The following is a 14,909-nucleotide window of genomic DNA, read 5'->3' as shown; positions in this document are numbered from 1 at the left end:
TCCAAAGGTGATTCATTTGTAATATTTTCATCCAATAAAAATTCAGTATTTACGTTATATCCGGTTTTTTATAATCAGAAATAACAAATATATTTATGTTGATTTGTCCTGTTTTCCAGCTTTTATTACCTACTTTAAGAACTTGACACTGTATGCTCAATTTATATTCTATTTCTTTAATAGGAATATACTGATTATCTCCAAGAGAGATATTTCTCAATAAATCACGGACATAACCATCAAATTTTTGAGTTGCCTGATTGTAAGTTCCTTTATCCCACTTACTTCTGATTTGTCCTACAATTAATTCTTTTAGTCTACTTACCTTGAACGCATCATATCCAATTAGGATAACATCATCACTATCTAGCAAAATTTTTCTATTATCCATACTAATTTATCCAGGTTATTTAAACTTATAGGACTACTATTTGATTCGTGAATTATACGTAGGGTGAGCATTGCCCATCAAAAACAGGATATGGTGTGCAATGCCCACCCTACAAATACTTACGTTTGTTCAATATTCAAGTATGATTCCTATAGCAATATCTATTGTTAATGAAGCTCTATGTTAATTTTAATCTCTCGCTTGTAAGAAATATCTAGTAAGAATACGGAAATAATAGTCCCATCATTTTTTATCTCACGCAGAGACGCAGAGGCACAGAGAAAACTTTGCGCCTACTTGCGAGAATGACTTCGTTTAATGCGCGAACTTAAAAGTTATTTGGAATACAAACATCAGGCGCACACAAACCATTAAATTGCATCGTCGTCACTTCCAAAGTACGCAAATCTACACGGCGAATTACATGATTATTCGTATCACTAATATACAGATATGAATCTATCGCACTCAATCCTGAAGGTTCAAAAAAGCGAGTGTTTTTACCTTGACCATTTTGTAACCCAGCCAAACCATCTCCCAGGACAGTTTGACAATTACCAGTATGAGGACTAACTGATTTAATTTTGTGGTTGTATGTATCTGCTACCCACAAATAATTTTGGAAATATTCCACCCCTAAACAATGCTGTAAACGGACATCTTCACCTTGTCCATCGACATCACCAAAACCGAATAAACCACCACTACCGCAAACGGTTCTGACTTCCTGAGGTTCCACTAGTCCCACACCACGAATGGAACTGATCTCGCTATCAGCAATGTATAATTCTTGTTCGTTATTAGTGATTCCACTAGGTTGGGCAAAAGCTGATTCTGTAAGGGAAGCATCAAGACAAGCTTCTACACCAGTACCAGCATAAGTTTTGATCACACCGCTTGCTAAATCCATTTGCCAAATTTGATGGACTCCCGCCATTGCAATGTATAAGCTGTTTTCAATGTTCACCAAATCCCAAGGGGAGTTTAAAGCAGTTTCTAAACCAACACCCCCATGCGGTTGAATATTACGGCTTTGTTCACCTGTTCCCGCAATGGTTTCTACCGTTTGCTGATTGATATCAACCCGCCGCAAAGCATGATTTTCCGTGTCAGCGAGGTAGAGAATTTGATTTTCCATATCGAACGCCATTCCCTGGGGTGCAGAAAATTGTGCTTCCTGAAAATTACCATCAGTTAAGCCTGACTTTCCATTACCGATTAAATGCAGAATTTCGCCGTTGAAGTCACTCACAACTATGCGGTGATGTCCAGAGTCAGCGACGAATAACCCGGATGGGGTGGCTAGGACTTTACCTGGAAAGGCTAGAGGTGTAATTAATGGTTGACGCTGTTTTTCTAAAGTCAGACTGAGTTGTTGAAAATTAATTGCGCCTTGATGTTCCTGAATGACTTGTGTAATTAATTGGTCTAACTTATCTCGATTTCCTTCACCGGAAACGTAGCCAATTACATAACCTTTGGGGTCGATAACCATTAAAGTAGGCCAAGCACGTACAGCATACTCTTGCCATACACGAAAATCTTTGTCTACTAATACTGGGTGTTCGATATCGTAACGCAATATAGCCTGGCGGATGTTTTCGGTTTCCTGTTCGTTGTCGAATTTGGCAGAATGGACACCAATAACTGTCAGGCTATCTTTATATTTTTGTTCCAGATATTTCAAGTCTGGCAGAACGTGGAGACAGTTTATACAACAGTAAGTCCAAAAATCTAAAATTACAACTCTACCATTGAGTTGCTTAATAGACAAAGGTTGTTCAGTATTCAACCAAGGATAATTTTGCGGTAATTCTGGCGCTCTTACACGGGGGATCATAAATATAGTTGGATTTACGAAGACATTAATGGTAGAGAGAAAGAATAATTAGAGAATAGAGAAGGTGATAAAGTTTTTAGGTGCCAGTACAAGCTATGCAACAACAACGAATTGTTTCCCTATACTTCCTTTAATCTTTACTTATAATAACCAATATTTGGTTATTTAAAATACAATATTTTTTAATTGAATATCTGTAAATATTATGGTGTCTAATATGCGTATTGGTCATTTTTTTTGTAACAAATAGGATACAAAAAATGATTTTATTGTAGATGAAGATGAAATCTTCATCAGATAAGTGCAACTATTTTTTCATTTGATGAACATCAGGAAGTTTTGTCAACAATTAACACAATCTTTAATCTTAAATCAAGAGTTTATTCAAGCAAATAACCGATATTTTAGAGATTGATTATCATAGAATAAATAACTTTCAGATTAAGTTGATGTTAACAACAATATCTGAACCTTAGCAAACAGGTAATTTTAACATGGTCTCCCGCAAAATCCTAGTTGTTGAGGATGAAGCAGTCCTGGCGTTAAATATTAAAAATAGTTTACAAGCATTAGGATATAATGTTTTGGGGATTACAAATTCGCCTGAAGAAGCAATTAAAAAATTAACAGAGAATCACCTGGATTTAGTATTATTTGATATCTGTTTATCTAGAGAAATTAACGGGATACAAGTAGCAAATATTATTCAAGGTAATTTTCGCATACCAGTATTATATGTAGCCGAGTATTCACAATATTTAGACTTGCAAAATAAACAACTAGATGAGTCTTTTGCTTATCTGTTAAAGCCATTTGCAGAAAAAGATTTACATCTTGCTGTAGAAATGGCTTTAAAGCAGTATCAAATTCACGAAAAATTACAGGAAGAAACAGAAAAAAAAGCGGACATTATTAATAGTATGGGCTGTGGGGTAATTGTTACCATTACTAATGGTCAGATTCAAATGATGAATCCAATGGCGGAAAAACTTACGGGTTGGATGCAGCATGAAGCTTTTGGGAGAGATTTAGCAGAGGTTGTGAATCTAGTTGATAAGGATATGGACGAGGTAATTGATAATTTGGCTACACAGGCCATGCAGACTGGTGAGATTGTCAATTTACCGGAGAACTGTACACTCATTTCTAAGGATGGTAAAGAAATACCGATAGGAGATAAGATTGCACCTATCCGAGATAATACGGGTAATATTACTGGGGCAGTATTAGTTTTTCAAGACATCACTCAACGCAAACAGTCGGAAGTGCAATTACTCCGCAATGCTTTTTATGATGGACTAACGACGCTACCCAATCGAATTTTATTTTTAGACCGTCTCAAACAAGCAATTGAACGTAGCAAACGCCGTAGTGATTATCGTTTTGCTGTGTTGTTTTTAGATTTAGATGGTTTTAAGGGAATTAACGATCGCTTTGGACACGGAATAGGAGATGATTTTTTAGTAGCGATCGCTCACAGATTAGAATCCTGTGTACGTAGTGGAGATACTGTAGGGCGATTTGGTGGTGATGAATTTGCCGTGTTGTTAGAAGATATTCGAGACGTTAACGACGCTATCAACGTAGCCAAACGCATCCAAGATACCTTAGGCTTACCCATGAACCTGAATGGACATCAAATATTTACCACAGCCAGCATCGGTATTACTCTTAATGCTGGTAGTTATGACGAACCAGAAAACCTATTAAGAGATGCAGACCAGGCTATGTTCCGTGCTAAACAGCAAGGTAAAGCCAGATATGGTGTATTTAATAAAGCCGCAAATTGTTAATTAACAGCACAATTTATAAATGTATCTACCGCTTAAAAACTATTAATATTTTTATTTTTTCACTAAGTTTATTTAAGTCATATTTTCTTAAATATCGATATTAAACTGTAAACTATTAATCCCAGGTACTGTAAATATTTGTAAAAGTTATCACTACGCACCCTTTCTCTTCTTTGTGTCTCTGGGTGAAACAAATTATATATATGGAAAAAACTGAAAAACAAAAAATGTTGGCAGGTGAATTATACCTAGCAGATGATCCAGAATTAGCAGCCGAGAGTAAACGAGCCAGTCGGTTGTTGCGAATGTATAACGCCACAACCGAAGAACAACCAGAACAACGCAGGCAAATTTTACAAGAATTATTTGCCCAGGTAGGTGAAAAAATCACTATCGTACCACCGCTTCATTGTGACTACGGTAGCAACATCTATGCAGGCAACGGAGTATATATGAACTACGGTTGCGTAATTTTAGACTGCAACAAAGTAGAAATCGGCGAAAATGTTTTGTTAGCTCCCCACGTACAGATTTATACTGCTTACCATCCCACCGAACCGGAAATTCGTCTATCTGGAAGAGAATTGGCTGCCCCAATTAAAATTGGTAATAACGTCTGGATTGGTGGTGGTGCAATTATTTGTCCAGGGGTAACAATTGGGGACAATACCACGATTGGTGCTGGGAGCGTAGTTGTCAAAGACATCCCTGCTAACGTTGTAGCCGTTGGGAATCCTTGCCGAATAATTCGCAATTTAGCCTAAAATTTGTATCCCCTAGCTAACCAATATAACCAATCAGCGATCGCTTCTTGAGTGTCGTCATCCACATCAATAGCCTCTATATCCGAAAGCTTGGCAGTATATACATCATCATCCTTACCGCCGATATCAGCAACTTCTACATACATATCCTTCAAACACTCATCATCTGGAGCCATACCCAATACCTCAACGGTTTTCTCTTCAATGGTCGAGGTTTTGCGAGACTTCTTCTTCCACTTACCCATAAAGGGAAACTCCAAAGTATCGTCCAGGTAGTAGTACCAACCCATTGCTCTTTCTTCTTTATCTTCAGCATCAACAATAATCTCTGTTTCGATGCGATGCTCTCTGGTTTCGTCGCGTTCTACACTGGCCATAAAATAAAGACCCTGCTTAATATACAGTTTGATATGGTAGCCTGTTGAGAAATATCTGTCGATAAGTTAAGGGGTCTGTAGGTATTTGAATTTGCTATCGGCGGAGTTAGCGGTTGCTAGCTCCCTGGCTTCTCCAACAAGTCGGGGATGTGACCACTCAGAACCCTAACCCTTCTCTCTTACTAAATCGGTAGATTCAAACATCAAAATAGACTTCCAATAATACATAGCAGGAATTTAAAAAACTTCCTTGCTCTAGAAATAATTTATAACTTGTGTCAGATGAATTAATAGTTTTTTATCGTTAACTTGAAGCTGTGGTGAGAGCTTTCATTAAATTTCACTGCTAATTCAGACTGTAAGTACAACCAATAAAGTACTGCAAGTGTGAATAATATTGACACCAAATTAATGGAGTATGATGATGGCAAATTTATTTTCTAAGGTAATCACTCATATCAAGTTTCTATTTCCAGAGTTTCAAGTAAAGCGTTTTTTTGCGATCGCCTTAGTTGGCTTTTTAGTACTAACCACCAGCCTAAACTCTACAATTGACTCTGGACGTAGCAGTGATGCCGTAACTAGAAGGCTTGACAGAGTTGTACATCAAGATGATGCTGATAGACCCAAAACCACTGGAGAATGGAATAGAGAAGCGCGTCAAACAGAGGACAATCCTGGTGAAAGAGCGAAAAGAATTGCCAAAGAATCTGGAGAAGCGGTAAAACAATTCGGTTCTGTCTATCCAGACACAGCTAAGAGAAGCGCTAACGACCTACAAGATAATAACCGATAAGCGAATACCTCTAATACAACCTCAAGGGACACAATGTTTGTGTCCTTTTATCATTGGTATATTGATTAATTATTCCGACTTAACTGCGCTACAAAGATTTAGAATTTCTGAATAATACCTAAATCATCTAAAATCTGTGGAGCTAATTCTTTAACTTCTCCTACTTCAGTATTTTTAAAAAGTGCTGTGAACGCACCAGCACCTAATCTATCTTGTGGGAACAACCGATAACAAGGAATATTTGTTAAGTGAGACTGATACTCTTGTAAATGGTTAATCTCCACTGCTTGAAAGTGGGGAAATCGTGACAAAAACCATTCACACACCTGCTCATTCTCTTCAGGGGAATAAGTACAAGTCATATAAGCCAGATAACCTTGTGGGGCAACAATTTGTGCAGAATTAGCGATGATTCTCTTTTGGCGATTTGCACTCTTGTTAATAGCAGTAGGATGAAAACATCCTGGGGCTTTCTCTCCTTTTGCTAAGAGAGATTGTCCAGTACAGGGGGCATCAACTATGACTAAATTACTAGATAAAGGAATATTTTCTGCAAAAATACTAGAATCTCTATTAAATATAATAGAAGGGCTAATCTGACAACGCTTTAAATTAGAAATTAACATTCCTAAACGTTTACCAATAACCTCATTACAAATGATTAATTCTGGGTGTAAAGCTTGCCAAGCAAAAACGCTTTTACCACCAGGAGCAGCGCACATATCAAAAACTAAGCTTACTGATTGAGGGATTGTTAATAAAATAGACGCAGCAAATACAGATGAAAAATCTAAACAATAGAAATATCCTTGATGATGTAAGGTATGCTGTCCGGGTTTTTCTCCCAGGTGCAGACGGTCAACAAATTTTGGTTGCCAACTTAATGGAGATTCTACGGAAAAAGGTGAATTATCAGGCTGATTTTGACACCACAGAATACAGGGATTAAAAGGCTGAGGAGCAACTAACGCATCGATAAATTTTTCTTGTTTATCAGGATTTTCAAACAAACGTCTTGCGAGTTTAAGCAGTAAGTTCGATGGTTTTTCCATTAGTAAAACGGTAACAGGAGAACAACGCTTAGAAGTGGCTTGGCTTCATAATACTAGGGAATGGGGAATGGTAAGAGTAGCGAGAGAAGAGAACTTTTGACTAATAACTCCATGCGTAAATCCGAAATGATTGGCAAATTACCCTAGCGCAGTGGAGAGGGTTATGATTTTTGACAATTTTCAGCGAAAATTGCGACGAGATGCGGAATCGTGGCGTGATGAAGGAATAATTAGTGCTTCGCAATATCAACAAATTGCCGATCGCTATAAATTTAAGAATCTAGAGATTGCTGCACGCGATCGCTTTATGATGATAGCGATCGCTATTGGCGGTGTCTTGTTGGTTGTGGGTGTCTTTACCTTCGCGGCCGCTAACTGGTTTTCTTGGTCACGAGAAGTCAAATTCATCTTGATGATGAGTTTATTTTTCTTTGTGAGTATCACGGGTTTTTATACCTGGAGAGAGCCGACACTGAAGAACAAAGAAGGAAAAAAGCCCCAGCAGAGTAAGCGCTTCTTAGGCGAAGCGTTATTAATTTTTGCGGCTTTTATCCTGGGTGCAAACCTCATCCTCATGGCGCAGATTTTTAATATCACTGGTTCTACTCCGGAACTATTTATCGCCTGGGGATTTGGTGTTTCCTTCATGGCTTACAGCCTCTCCCTTAATTCCTTGGGAATTATGGCCATCGTCCTAGTACAGATTGGCTACTGGGCTGGACTAGGAGATTTATGGTACTCTTCAGGGGAATGGGGTTGGGCGCGGCTAGCAGTCCGCCATATGCCACTGATATCATGGCTATTGTTTGTCCCCCTCGCTTACTTTTGCCGTTCGCGGTGGATTTTCTTCTTAGCAGCCGTCTTCTTTGCTAGTTCCCTGCAATTCAACCTCAACCCTCTACCATTACTGAACTTTTCTGATGTAGCTCCTTGGGTGGCATCTTTCGCATTAGCACTGCCTCCTGCCATATTCTGGAGTTATGATGATCTGCTATTTCCCACCATCAATTATCGACTATTTCAGCCCCTAGCGCGTAACTTAGCCTTAATCGCTTTTGGCTTAGTCTTTTATGCCCTTTCCTTTCGTTGGCAATGGCAAGGATTGTCTTACAATTCCTTTGGGTCAACGAGTAACAGCAACTTCTCTTCTGTCTCTGTCATTGATTTGGGGATTCTCAGTGGTCTTGCAGTATTGCAATGGTTATTCTTATTACGTCAAAGAAGTAACCCTCCCCGCCGGGAAGTTGTTTTTAATACTACTTGGATTGCCACTTTCTTGGGCTTTATCGTCGTAGTACCATTCTGGCATCAAGCCATTAATCGCATTGGCGACCTCGGTAGTTTTATTTTCAACGTGCTTTTAGCCGTGCTGTCCTGGGGATTCATTCAGGAGGGGCTGAAGTTAAGTGATCGGCGCTCCTTTTGGGGCGGTATGCTATTGTTAACTTTACTAGTAATTAGTCGGATGTTAGAGTACGACACCGATTTACTGTTTAGGTCAATGGTTTTCTTGATGTGCGGTTCCATCTTAATCAGTACCGGAATGTGGTTTGAAAATCGCCTCACCGGTTCTTCTAACAAGAAGTCAAATTGATGGAATGGCCAGGAAATGAGGGAGCAAAAATTCTTAAATTTTGAATTTTGAATTTTGAATTTTGAATTTTGAATTTTGAATTGACTACTCCCCACTCTGCGTAAGTCCTATGTCCGCTTTCCCAAAACCCCATTAGTTTTAGGACTAGGCTTATGGCAAGTGAATCCTCCGAATCTGGCAAAAGTAAAACTTTGTCTCCCGAAGCAGAATTTTCTAAAAAACTGACTTTTAGGGATTATTTGGCTGCTACTGAACAAAAAAACAACCAGCCTTTACCTTTTTGGCGGTTATTGTTGCCCTTAATTTTGCAAACAGGGCTAATTTTGTCAGTACCGACTCAAGCAATGTACACCAACCTCACGGGTAGAGAGGTAATATTACAAACTTTACCTGCTGACCCTGATAATGTGTTGCGAGGCTACACACTGAATTTAGATTACAACATATCTCGGATTTCCAGCTTACGCCGGCTTCCTGGTTGGGAGGAGTTATTGAGAAGAAATCGTGGGAGGAGTAGACAACTAGTTGAGGGAACTAATTTATATGTGATTTTGCAGGAGCAACAATCTTTTGGTCGAGGTACTCCTAGAGCTTGGCGACCTGTGCGCGTGAGCAGCAATTTACCTATGTCCCTCCGAGATAATCAAGTAGCGTTGAGAGGGGTTTACCAGAATGGCTTTATTAACTATGGTGTGGAATCATACAATGTGCCAGACGAACAGCGCCAGCAGTTAAATAACGACATTTTCCGTGCTGCTCGTCAAACTAGAAACGGACAGTTGCGACCACTAGCTGTAAAAGTCAAGGTAGACCCCCAGGGTAATGCTGTACCTATGAGTCTATGGGTGCGCGATCGCAATTATCGTTTTTAGTCTTCGTGATGACGCACATTCCATGCTACACCGAAAGCTGCTCCGGCTCCGGCTAATAAGCCTGTACTCATGCCTTCTACCGTTTTTTGGATTGGGCTTTGAGTCAGGCACTCATTTGTAACCTTATCAGCTTGCAAGCAAAAAGTACTCTGGGCCCAACTAGTGGTTCCCCCTAAAATTACACCCGTCACACTACAAGAAGCCACGAGCAGCAAGAGGCGTTTGGTTTTCCTATCCATAGATGGATGTGTCAAAGGTTAAATATATTAAACATTCCTCAATTACTTTACACATCCATAATGTTTCTGTCAGCTGATTTGGAAAATTTATTGGGGAGTACCTAAACTCAAACTTAAGTCCAAGTTTAGGATTTACAAAGAATTTTGACCCTAAGCGTAGCCAAGGTGTTGAATATTGAATTGATTAGTCAGTCCCTAACGTAAAACTTGCTCTAAGGCTGGAATCAATTGGTCAACGCTTTCTTTGCGGCTATTGAAACCCATTAGTCCCACACGCCAGACTTTACCGGCTAATTCACCTAAACCACCGCCTACTTCAATGTTATGTTCATTGAGTAACCGACGGGCGACTGCTTTACCATCCACTCCGTCCGGAATACAGACTGTGGTCAGGGTTGGTAGTCTGTATTCCTTCTCAACGTGCAGACTTAAGCCTATATCTTCTAATCTTTCCCACAAATACTCTACGTTCTTTTGATGGCGTTGCCAGCAGTTTGCTAGTCCTTCCTGAGCAATTAAACGTAACGCTTCCCGTAAAGCATAATACAAATTAATCGGGGCTGTATGGTGATAAACCCGTTCACTACCCCAATACTTACCCAACAAGTTCATATCTAAATACCAGTTCGCCACTTTAGTGCGTCGCCGTTGCAACTTTTCGATAGCACGGGAACTCATGGTAAAAGGCGAAGCGCCAGGAGAACAACCTAAACCTTTCTGACTGCAACTGTAGGCTAAATCCACTCCCCAAGCATCCAAAAAGATAGGGACACCACCCAAGCTAGTAACTGTATCTACTAATAGCAGAGTGCCAAATTCTCGGCACAACTCACCCACACCTTCCAAGGGTTGACGTGCGCCTGTGGAAGTTTCCGCATGAACTAAAGCCAAAATTGCCGGACGATGGGTTTCTAAAGCTGTGCGGAGTTCTTCCAGTGAGAAAACTTCTCCCCAAGGTTTGGAAATTGTGCGGACATCTGCGCCATAGCGTCCAGCCATATCCACCAGACGATTACCAAAATAACCAGCAACACCAATTAACACTACATCACCTGGTTCTACAGCATTAGCGATGGTTGCTTCCATTGCAGCTGTCCCTGTACCACTCACAGCAATTGTGAGGGGATTTTCCGTTTGCCATACGTAGCGCAGCAAAGATTGAATTTCATCCATCAGTGCGAGGAAAGCTGGGTCAAGATGTCCTACTGGTGAAACATTCATTGCTTGCAGGACTGAGGGATGGGCGTTTGATGGCCCAGGACCCAACAGCAAACGGGAGGGAACTTCTAGAGGTTCTAGTTGTAAACGTTGATTGTCATTGATTGAGATTATCTGCGCCATAATGATCGCCTATATACCACTTACCGCATCATAAAGCGATCGCATCACCCATGTTTTATTAAGTCTAGAGAATTATTTTCCTCCGTCGCCTAAAGATGTAGTCTGAAGTTGAGTATAGGCATAGCATAATACTTTTGAATTAATTAGCCCCCAATCCCTTATGGTTTTCACTGGTAAACGCCCAAATAATCTAGGTGTGCGCGACGGCAGATTAGCACCTTGTCCTAACTCGCCCAATTGTGTTTCTAGCCAAAGTACAGATACAGTTCACCAAATCGCCCCGCTAAATTTTATCTCGACACCAGAAGAGGCGATAAACAAGCTCAAAAGTGTAATTCAATCTTTACCTCGCACTAAAATCATTAGCGAAAGTCCCGATTATTTATATGCAGAATTTCAAAGTGCTTTACTGGGATTTGTTGATGATGTCGAGTTTTATTTAGACCGTAATGCTAATGTCATTCAGGTACGCTCTGCTTCCCGCTTAGGTCAAAGTGATTTAGGTGTTAACCGTAAAAGAATTGAAACAATTCGAGCCAAATTTGGCGAAGCTAACTAGTCTATTAGTCATCTGATTAAATATATCCTGGCATTGCTCAGTAGATTGACAATAGCCAGGATTTAGTTTTTTCCGTAATCAGTGACGAAGTCTTGTCCCCGACAAAGAAGAATCTCAGCTATCAAGAAGCTTTTTCTGCGACGTTAACACCCTTGACCTTAGGAGGTACGATAAAACCATAGTAGAAGGCTGCAAGCGATGATAGGGCGTTTAACCAAACGTTATTACCGAACAGAGGCATCAGTCCAAAAAATGTCTTGGCAAAAGGCAATAATCCCATAATTGCCAGCAAGGCATAAGCAACGGCAAACGTTAAATTAAATACCCGCGCACTGCTAGCACTGTAATAGGAAGTGATTCCCAGTAAGCCTACAGTGCAACGGATAAAGTTATGCAGAAAGTTGGTAGGAAATAGACCAAATATATAACCAAATCCGGCTGCATAGGCATTAGGGGATTCATCAAGGGGGATAAAAGATTCACTTGTTCCTGGTATTGAAACCAACGCTGGGGTAAACCCTGCTAAACCTACTAGTAAAAAGATCATACCGATGGTCAAAGCACAGTAACGCTCTACCATATTCGCTGTCTTGATATTGTCCATAGTTGTCTTCATCCTCATCAATGCAAATTTTTTGGCTCACTATCTGCTTACTGATTTAGAGAAAAAGTGATGATAAAAAATCAGTTGTTTAGTCTGAGACATAACACTTACTATTCAACTGTTTTTTTGGATGATTCACTCTATCAAAAGGTAGGATGATCAACCTAATTAGCAATCATCCTAAGGGGAATCATAAATATCCCAATATTCAATTTTATGTTGACGCAATATTGCTTCTGCACTGTGAATTTCTGCTTCTGAGCCATCAACTATGAGTAAATAGTTACTTTGCTGTAGGCGATCGCTATATACTCTAGCTCGTTCTTCTGGTATACCTAAATTAGCCAGCGCATTGACTAGGTTCTGAGTCGCTACTGCGCCTACAGCCACACCGCCAATGCTAGCTACCAACGCCACACCCACAGAACCGGCAGCCAAAACTGTCCCTAAACCTGGGAGCGCTAAACTACTCAAACCGATTAACAATGTACCCCAGCTAGTGGCTGATAAGGTATCACCGATTGCACCCGTTGTATCTACATCTTGATTTCCTAAGCGATCTCTTGTTTGCACTTCCTTGAGGTGTTCTGTTTTTTCTATATCCTTAGCAATAACCGATATTTTTTCTACAGGAAAATTTGCCCCTTTCAAGTCATTAATTGCTTGCTCGACTGCCTGGGAATTAGCAAATAATCCCAAGCCATGTTTAATAGTTTTAGTTTCCATATTTTCTACTTGTGGAATTGAAGAAACAGACAAATAAAATCTTTCTAAATACTCAGACAGAGTAATCTTTCACAACTGTAATTACAACAAGTATTTGTGGCGAGAATCTTCTAACCAAAGATATTATTTATCACAATAACAGTAGACATATTTACAACCTCCGGCTTAATCATGCGGTTGTATATCTGTTGTTATCTACAATTTATGTATCGCAAAAATTATATTTTCTCAGCAATCTTTATTTAACTAGTTACAGATAACAGATACTTGCAGTATCCATTACCTGTGGTTCATAGTCCGAGCAAAATCACTAAAAAAGGTGAACCAAAAAATTCACCTATAGTCTATATTTTAGTCAAACCAACTTTACTGCGGTGATGACCGTTTTTAGCAAAGCGCTCTTGCAGAATTTGTCGATAAACTTCTTCGTAGCCGCCAGTCATCGCTTGCAGGCTAAAACGGTTCTGCACATACTCTCGACAAGTATAGCGGTCTAAATCTGCAACTTTGGCGATCGCACTAACACATTCTTCTACATTACTGCACAGGAAGCCTGTTTTACCGTGGGCAATTACCTCTGTAGTTGAACCAAGATTCATCGCAATCACAGGCGTACCTGATGCCATTGACTCAACCATTACTAATCCAAATGGTTCTCTCCAAGTAATAGGGAATAAGGTGGCGACTGCACCTCCCATCAATACATTTTTTTGTGTGTGGTCTGCTTCACCTAAATATTCAATTTGCTTGCCATCAATTAATGGTTTAATTTCCTTTTCAAAATATTCCACATCAACAACATCTACTTTACCTGCAATTTTTAAATGCCAACCAGCTTTTTTGGCAATTTCTATTGCTAAATGTGTACCTTTTTCGGGAGATATCCGACCTAAAAAAGCTAAATATGGTGGTTCATCCGGTTGGGGATAAAACTTGTAACTACTAACATCAATGCCGTTGTAAACTGTTCCTACATAATTAAGTCCTAATCTCAGATCCCGTTGTGCATCAGAAATACTCACAAAAGGCTCAGTTTTAGCATACCTAAACATTTTTTCGTTATCAGGGGTAAAAATGCCGTGTAGAGTGTGAACAGTGGGGGTTGTGACTAGCTTTGTATAGGGCAGGGATGCACACCCCATGTGTGAATGAATGATATCAAACTCATCTGCACGTTCATATAATGTGCCTAGTTGGAGCATTTCATAAATGCCGTATTCCTTAACACTGGAATCAAGCCTTAGCGCACGGGGATGAACTGATACTAGGTTTGCTAAACTGATAGAATCTCCCGATGCAAACAGTGTAACTTCGTGTCCACGTCGGACTAACTCATCTGTTAGTAACCCCACTACTAACTCAATACCGCCATAAGCAGGCGGGGGTACTCTCTCCCATAATGGGGCTACTTGAGCAATTCGCATCACAAACCTCCTACAAACTAAGATTTGAATTAGGTGTGTTTATTTTTTGTTTCAAGAGTGCCTGATAGACGATTAAATTTGCACTAGAAACTGATTCTTAACACCAATTTTAAAATTAACTGCCTCATAATCTTATGCTTTATATTCTTAATTGCTTGTCTATCTTAGTAGGGAAATCTCCCCATTCCCCAGAGATGATTTTTGTTCTATAATCAATTAATCGGTTGCATTTAATTAATTATCAAATATAATTTATCGGGCTAACTAAACTTAATCACTCTAAATTTTTCAAGTGATTTTTCCAATTTCACTGAGTAAAAACTCTGGAAATTAGCAATTTTATAGTTTTTCCTATTTCCTGCACTAATATTTAAAGTATTTGCTAATATTTACTTGTTTATCCTCTTATTTACTAAACTAAGCTATAGGAATCTAATTTGATTATTGAAAATATCTAAGTATCTGTAGGGTGGGCAATGCCCACCGTATCATGGTTGTGGTGGGCATTGCCCTAAGTCTATTTCAGAAATCAAATAC

Annotated in this window: 15 protein-coding genes; 6 read left to right on the top strand and 9 right to left on the bottom strand. The window is 39.5% G+C overall.

What is annotated here, in order from left to right; genetic code table 11:
- Positions 1-49: 49 nt before the first annotated feature.
- On the bottom strand, positions 50-391 hold the full coding sequence (locus ACN222_RS05040; protein WP_010995188.1) for a KGK domain-containing protein: 342 nt from the start codon (positions 389-391) through the stop codon (positions 50-52).
- 328 nt (positions 392-719) lie between these two features.
- Positions 720-2,231: a thioredoxin-like domain-containing protein gene (locus ACN222_RS05035; RefSeq protein ID WP_010995187.1), complete on the bottom strand. Its 1,512-nt coding sequence runs from the start codon at positions 2,229-2,231 to the stop codon at positions 720-722.
- Positions 2,232-2,725: 494 nt separating this feature from the next.
- On the opposite strand from ACN222_RS05035, the gene ACN222_RS05030 reads away from it, so the two are divergent.
- Complete coding sequence (locus ACN222_RS05030) at positions 2,726-4,024, top strand: diguanylate cyclase domain-containing protein (RefSeq protein WP_010995186.1); 1,299 nt, start codon at positions 2,726-2,728, stop codon at positions 4,022-4,024.
- A 203-nt stretch (positions 4,025-4,227) separates the two neighbouring features.
- Positions 4,228-4,788 (top strand): sugar O-acetyltransferase, encoded by a 561-nt coding sequence (locus ACN222_RS05025; RefSeq protein WP_096637241.1) that lies wholly within the window; start codon positions 4,228-4,230, stop codon positions 4,786-4,788.
- Here ACN222_RS05025 and ACN222_RS05020 read toward each other — a convergent pair.
- Complete coding sequence (locus ACN222_RS05020) at positions 4,785-5,165, bottom strand: calcium-binding protein (RefSeq protein WP_010995184.1); 381 nt, start codon at positions 5,163-5,165, stop codon at positions 4,785-4,787. The two genes, ACN222_RS05025 and ACN222_RS05020, sit on opposite strands and share 4 nt — an antisense overlap.
- Positions 5,166-5,589: 424 nt before the next feature.
- On the opposite strand from ACN222_RS05020, the gene ACN222_RS05015 reads away from it, so the two are divergent.
- Positions 5,590-5,961 carry a hypothetical protein gene (locus ACN222_RS05015; RefSeq protein ID WP_044520798.1) on the top strand — a complete coding sequence of 124 codons (372 nt, stop codon included), beginning with the start codon at positions 5,590-5,592 and terminating at the stop codon, positions 5,959-5,961.
- Positions 5,962-6,059: 98 nt separating this feature from the next.
- On the opposite strand, the gene ACN222_RS05010 is transcribed toward ACN222_RS05015, so the two are convergent.
- Entirely contained in the window at positions 6,060-7,013 is a 954-nt protein-coding gene (locus ACN222_RS05010) for an RsmB/NOP family class I SAM-dependent RNA methyltransferase (RefSeq protein ID WP_010995182.1), read from the bottom strand.
- Positions 7,014-7,176: 163 nt separating this feature from the next.
- Between ACN222_RS05010 and ACN222_RS05005 the strand changes: the two genes are divergently transcribed.
- Together ACN222_RS05005 and ACN222_RS05000 are read left to right on the top strand one after the other, a co-directional pair.
- Complete coding sequence (locus tag ACN222_RS05005; RefSeq protein ID WP_190449680.1) at positions 7,177-8,607, top strand: DUF2157 domain-containing protein; 1,431 nt, start codon at positions 7,177-7,179, stop codon at positions 8,605-8,607.
- 152 nt (positions 8,608-8,759) lie between these two features.
- On the top strand, positions 8,760-9,479 hold the full coding sequence (locus ACN222_RS05000; RefSeq protein ID WP_010995180.1) for a GDYXXLXY domain-containing protein: 720 nt from the start codon (positions 8,760-8,762) through the stop codon (positions 9,477-9,479).
- Here the strand turns inward: ACN222_RS05000 and ACN222_RS04995 are convergent.
- Both ACN222_RS04995 and ACN222_RS04990 read right to left on the bottom strand, forming a co-directional pair.
- Positions 9,476-9,718: a hypothetical protein gene (locus ACN222_RS04995; protein ID WP_010995179.1), complete on the bottom strand. Its 243-nt coding sequence runs from the start codon at positions 9,716-9,718 to the stop codon at positions 9,476-9,478. The genes ACN222_RS05000 and ACN222_RS04995 overlap by 4 nt on opposite strands.
- A gap of 195 nt (positions 9,719-9,913) precedes the next feature.
- Positions 9,914-11,059, bottom strand: coding sequence for an alanine--glyoxylate aminotransferase family protein (locus ACN222_RS04990; protein WP_010995178.1), 1,146 nt, complete (start codon positions 11,057-11,059; stop codon positions 9,914-9,916).
- 160 nt (positions 11,060-11,219) lie between these two features.
- Here ACN222_RS04990 and ACN222_RS04985 point away from each other — a divergent pair, with 160 nt between their 5' ends.
- Positions 11,220-11,618, top strand: coding sequence for a DUF1499 domain-containing protein (locus ACN222_RS04985; RefSeq protein ID WP_010995177.1), 399 nt, complete (start codon positions 11,220-11,222; stop codon positions 11,616-11,618).
- Between the two features lie 121 nt (positions 11,619-11,739).
- Here ACN222_RS04985 and ACN222_RS04980 read toward each other — a convergent pair whose 3' ends face one another.
- The 3 genes from ACN222_RS04980 to ACN222_RS04970 form a co-directional block, all read right to left on the bottom strand.
- Entirely contained in the window at positions 11,740-12,222 is a 483-nt protein-coding gene (locus ACN222_RS04980; protein WP_044522773.1) for a DUF4383 domain-containing protein, read from the bottom strand.
- A 180-nt stretch (positions 12,223-12,402) separates the two neighbouring features.
- Positions 12,403-12,948, bottom strand: a complete 546-nt coding sequence (locus ACN222_RS04975) for a general stress protein (protein WP_010995175.1) — start codon at positions 12,946-12,948, stop codon at positions 12,403-12,405.
- 344 nt (positions 12,949-13,292) lie between these two features.
- Entirely contained in the window at positions 13,293-14,372 is a 1,080-nt protein-coding gene (locus tag ACN222_RS04970; RefSeq protein ID WP_044520797.1) for a glycosyltransferase family 4 protein, read from the bottom strand.
- Positions 14,373-14,909: the final 537 nt, after the last annotated feature.

Origin of the sequence: Anabaena sp. FACHB-595 (assembly GCF_048568275.1) — a bacterium.
Classification (GTDB): Bacteria; Cyanobacteriota; Cyanobacteriia; order Cyanobacteriales; family Nostocaceae; genus Trichormus.
The sequence above is the reverse complement of the archived record's forward strand: the minus strand, read 5'-3'. Positions and strand labels throughout refer to the sequence as shown.

Bases quoted from the DNA above. Each gene is read 5' to 3' on its own strand.
- ACN222_RS05040 (WP_010995188.1), bottom strand. From the start codon at position 391: ATGGATAATAGAAAAATTTTGCTAGATAGTGATGATGTTATCCTAATT.
- ACN222_RS05035 (WP_010995187.1), bottom strand. From the start codon at position 2,231: ATGATCCCCCGTGTAAGAGCGCCAGAATTACCGCAAAATTATCCTTGG.
- ACN222_RS05030 (WP_010995186.1), top strand. From the start codon at position 2,726: ATGGTCTCCCGCAAAATCCTAGTTGTTGAGGATGAAGCAGTCCTGGCG.
- ACN222_RS05025 (WP_096637241.1), top strand. From the start codon at position 4,228: ATGGAAAAAACTGAAAAACAAAAAATGTTGGCAGGTGAATTATACCTA.
- ACN222_RS05020 (WP_010995184.1), bottom strand. From the start codon at position 5,165: ATGGCCAGTGTAGAACGCGACGAAACCAGAGAGCATCGCATCGAAACA.
- ACN222_RS05015 (WP_044520798.1), top strand. From the start codon at position 5,590: ATGGCAAATTTATTTTCTAAGGTAATCACTCATATCAAGTTTCTATTT.
- ACN222_RS05010 (WP_010995182.1), bottom strand. From the start codon at position 7,013: ATGGAAAAACCATCGAACTTACTGCTTAAACTCGCAAGACGTTTGTTT.
- ACN222_RS05005 (WP_190449680.1), top strand. From the start codon at position 7,177: ATGATTTTTGACAATTTTCAGCGAAAATTGCGACGAGATGCGGAATCG.
- ACN222_RS05000 (WP_010995180.1), top strand. From the start codon at position 8,760: ATGGCAAGTGAATCCTCCGAATCTGGCAAAAGTAAAACTTTGTCTCCC.
- ACN222_RS04995 (WP_010995179.1), bottom strand. From the start codon at position 9,718: ATGGATAGGAAAACCAAACGCCTCTTGCTGCTCGTGGCTTCTTGTAGT.
- ACN222_RS04990 (WP_010995178.1), bottom strand. From the start codon at position 11,059: ATGGCGCAGATAATCTCAATCAATGACAATCAACGTTTACAACTAGAA.
- ACN222_RS04985 (WP_010995177.1), top strand. From the start codon at position 11,220: ATGGTTTTCACTGGTAAACGCCCAAATAATCTAGGTGTGCGCGACGGC.
- ACN222_RS04980 (WP_044522773.1), bottom strand. From the start codon at position 12,222: ATGGACAATATCAAGACAGCGAATATGGTAGAGCGTTACTGTGCTTTG.
- ACN222_RS04975 (WP_010995175.1), bottom strand. From the start codon at position 12,948: ATGGAAACTAAAACTATTAAACATGGCTTGGGATTATTTGCTAATTCC.
- ACN222_RS04970 (WP_044520797.1), bottom strand. From the start codon at position 14,372: ATGCGAATTGCTCAAGTAGCCCCATTATGGGAGAGAGTACCCCCGCCT.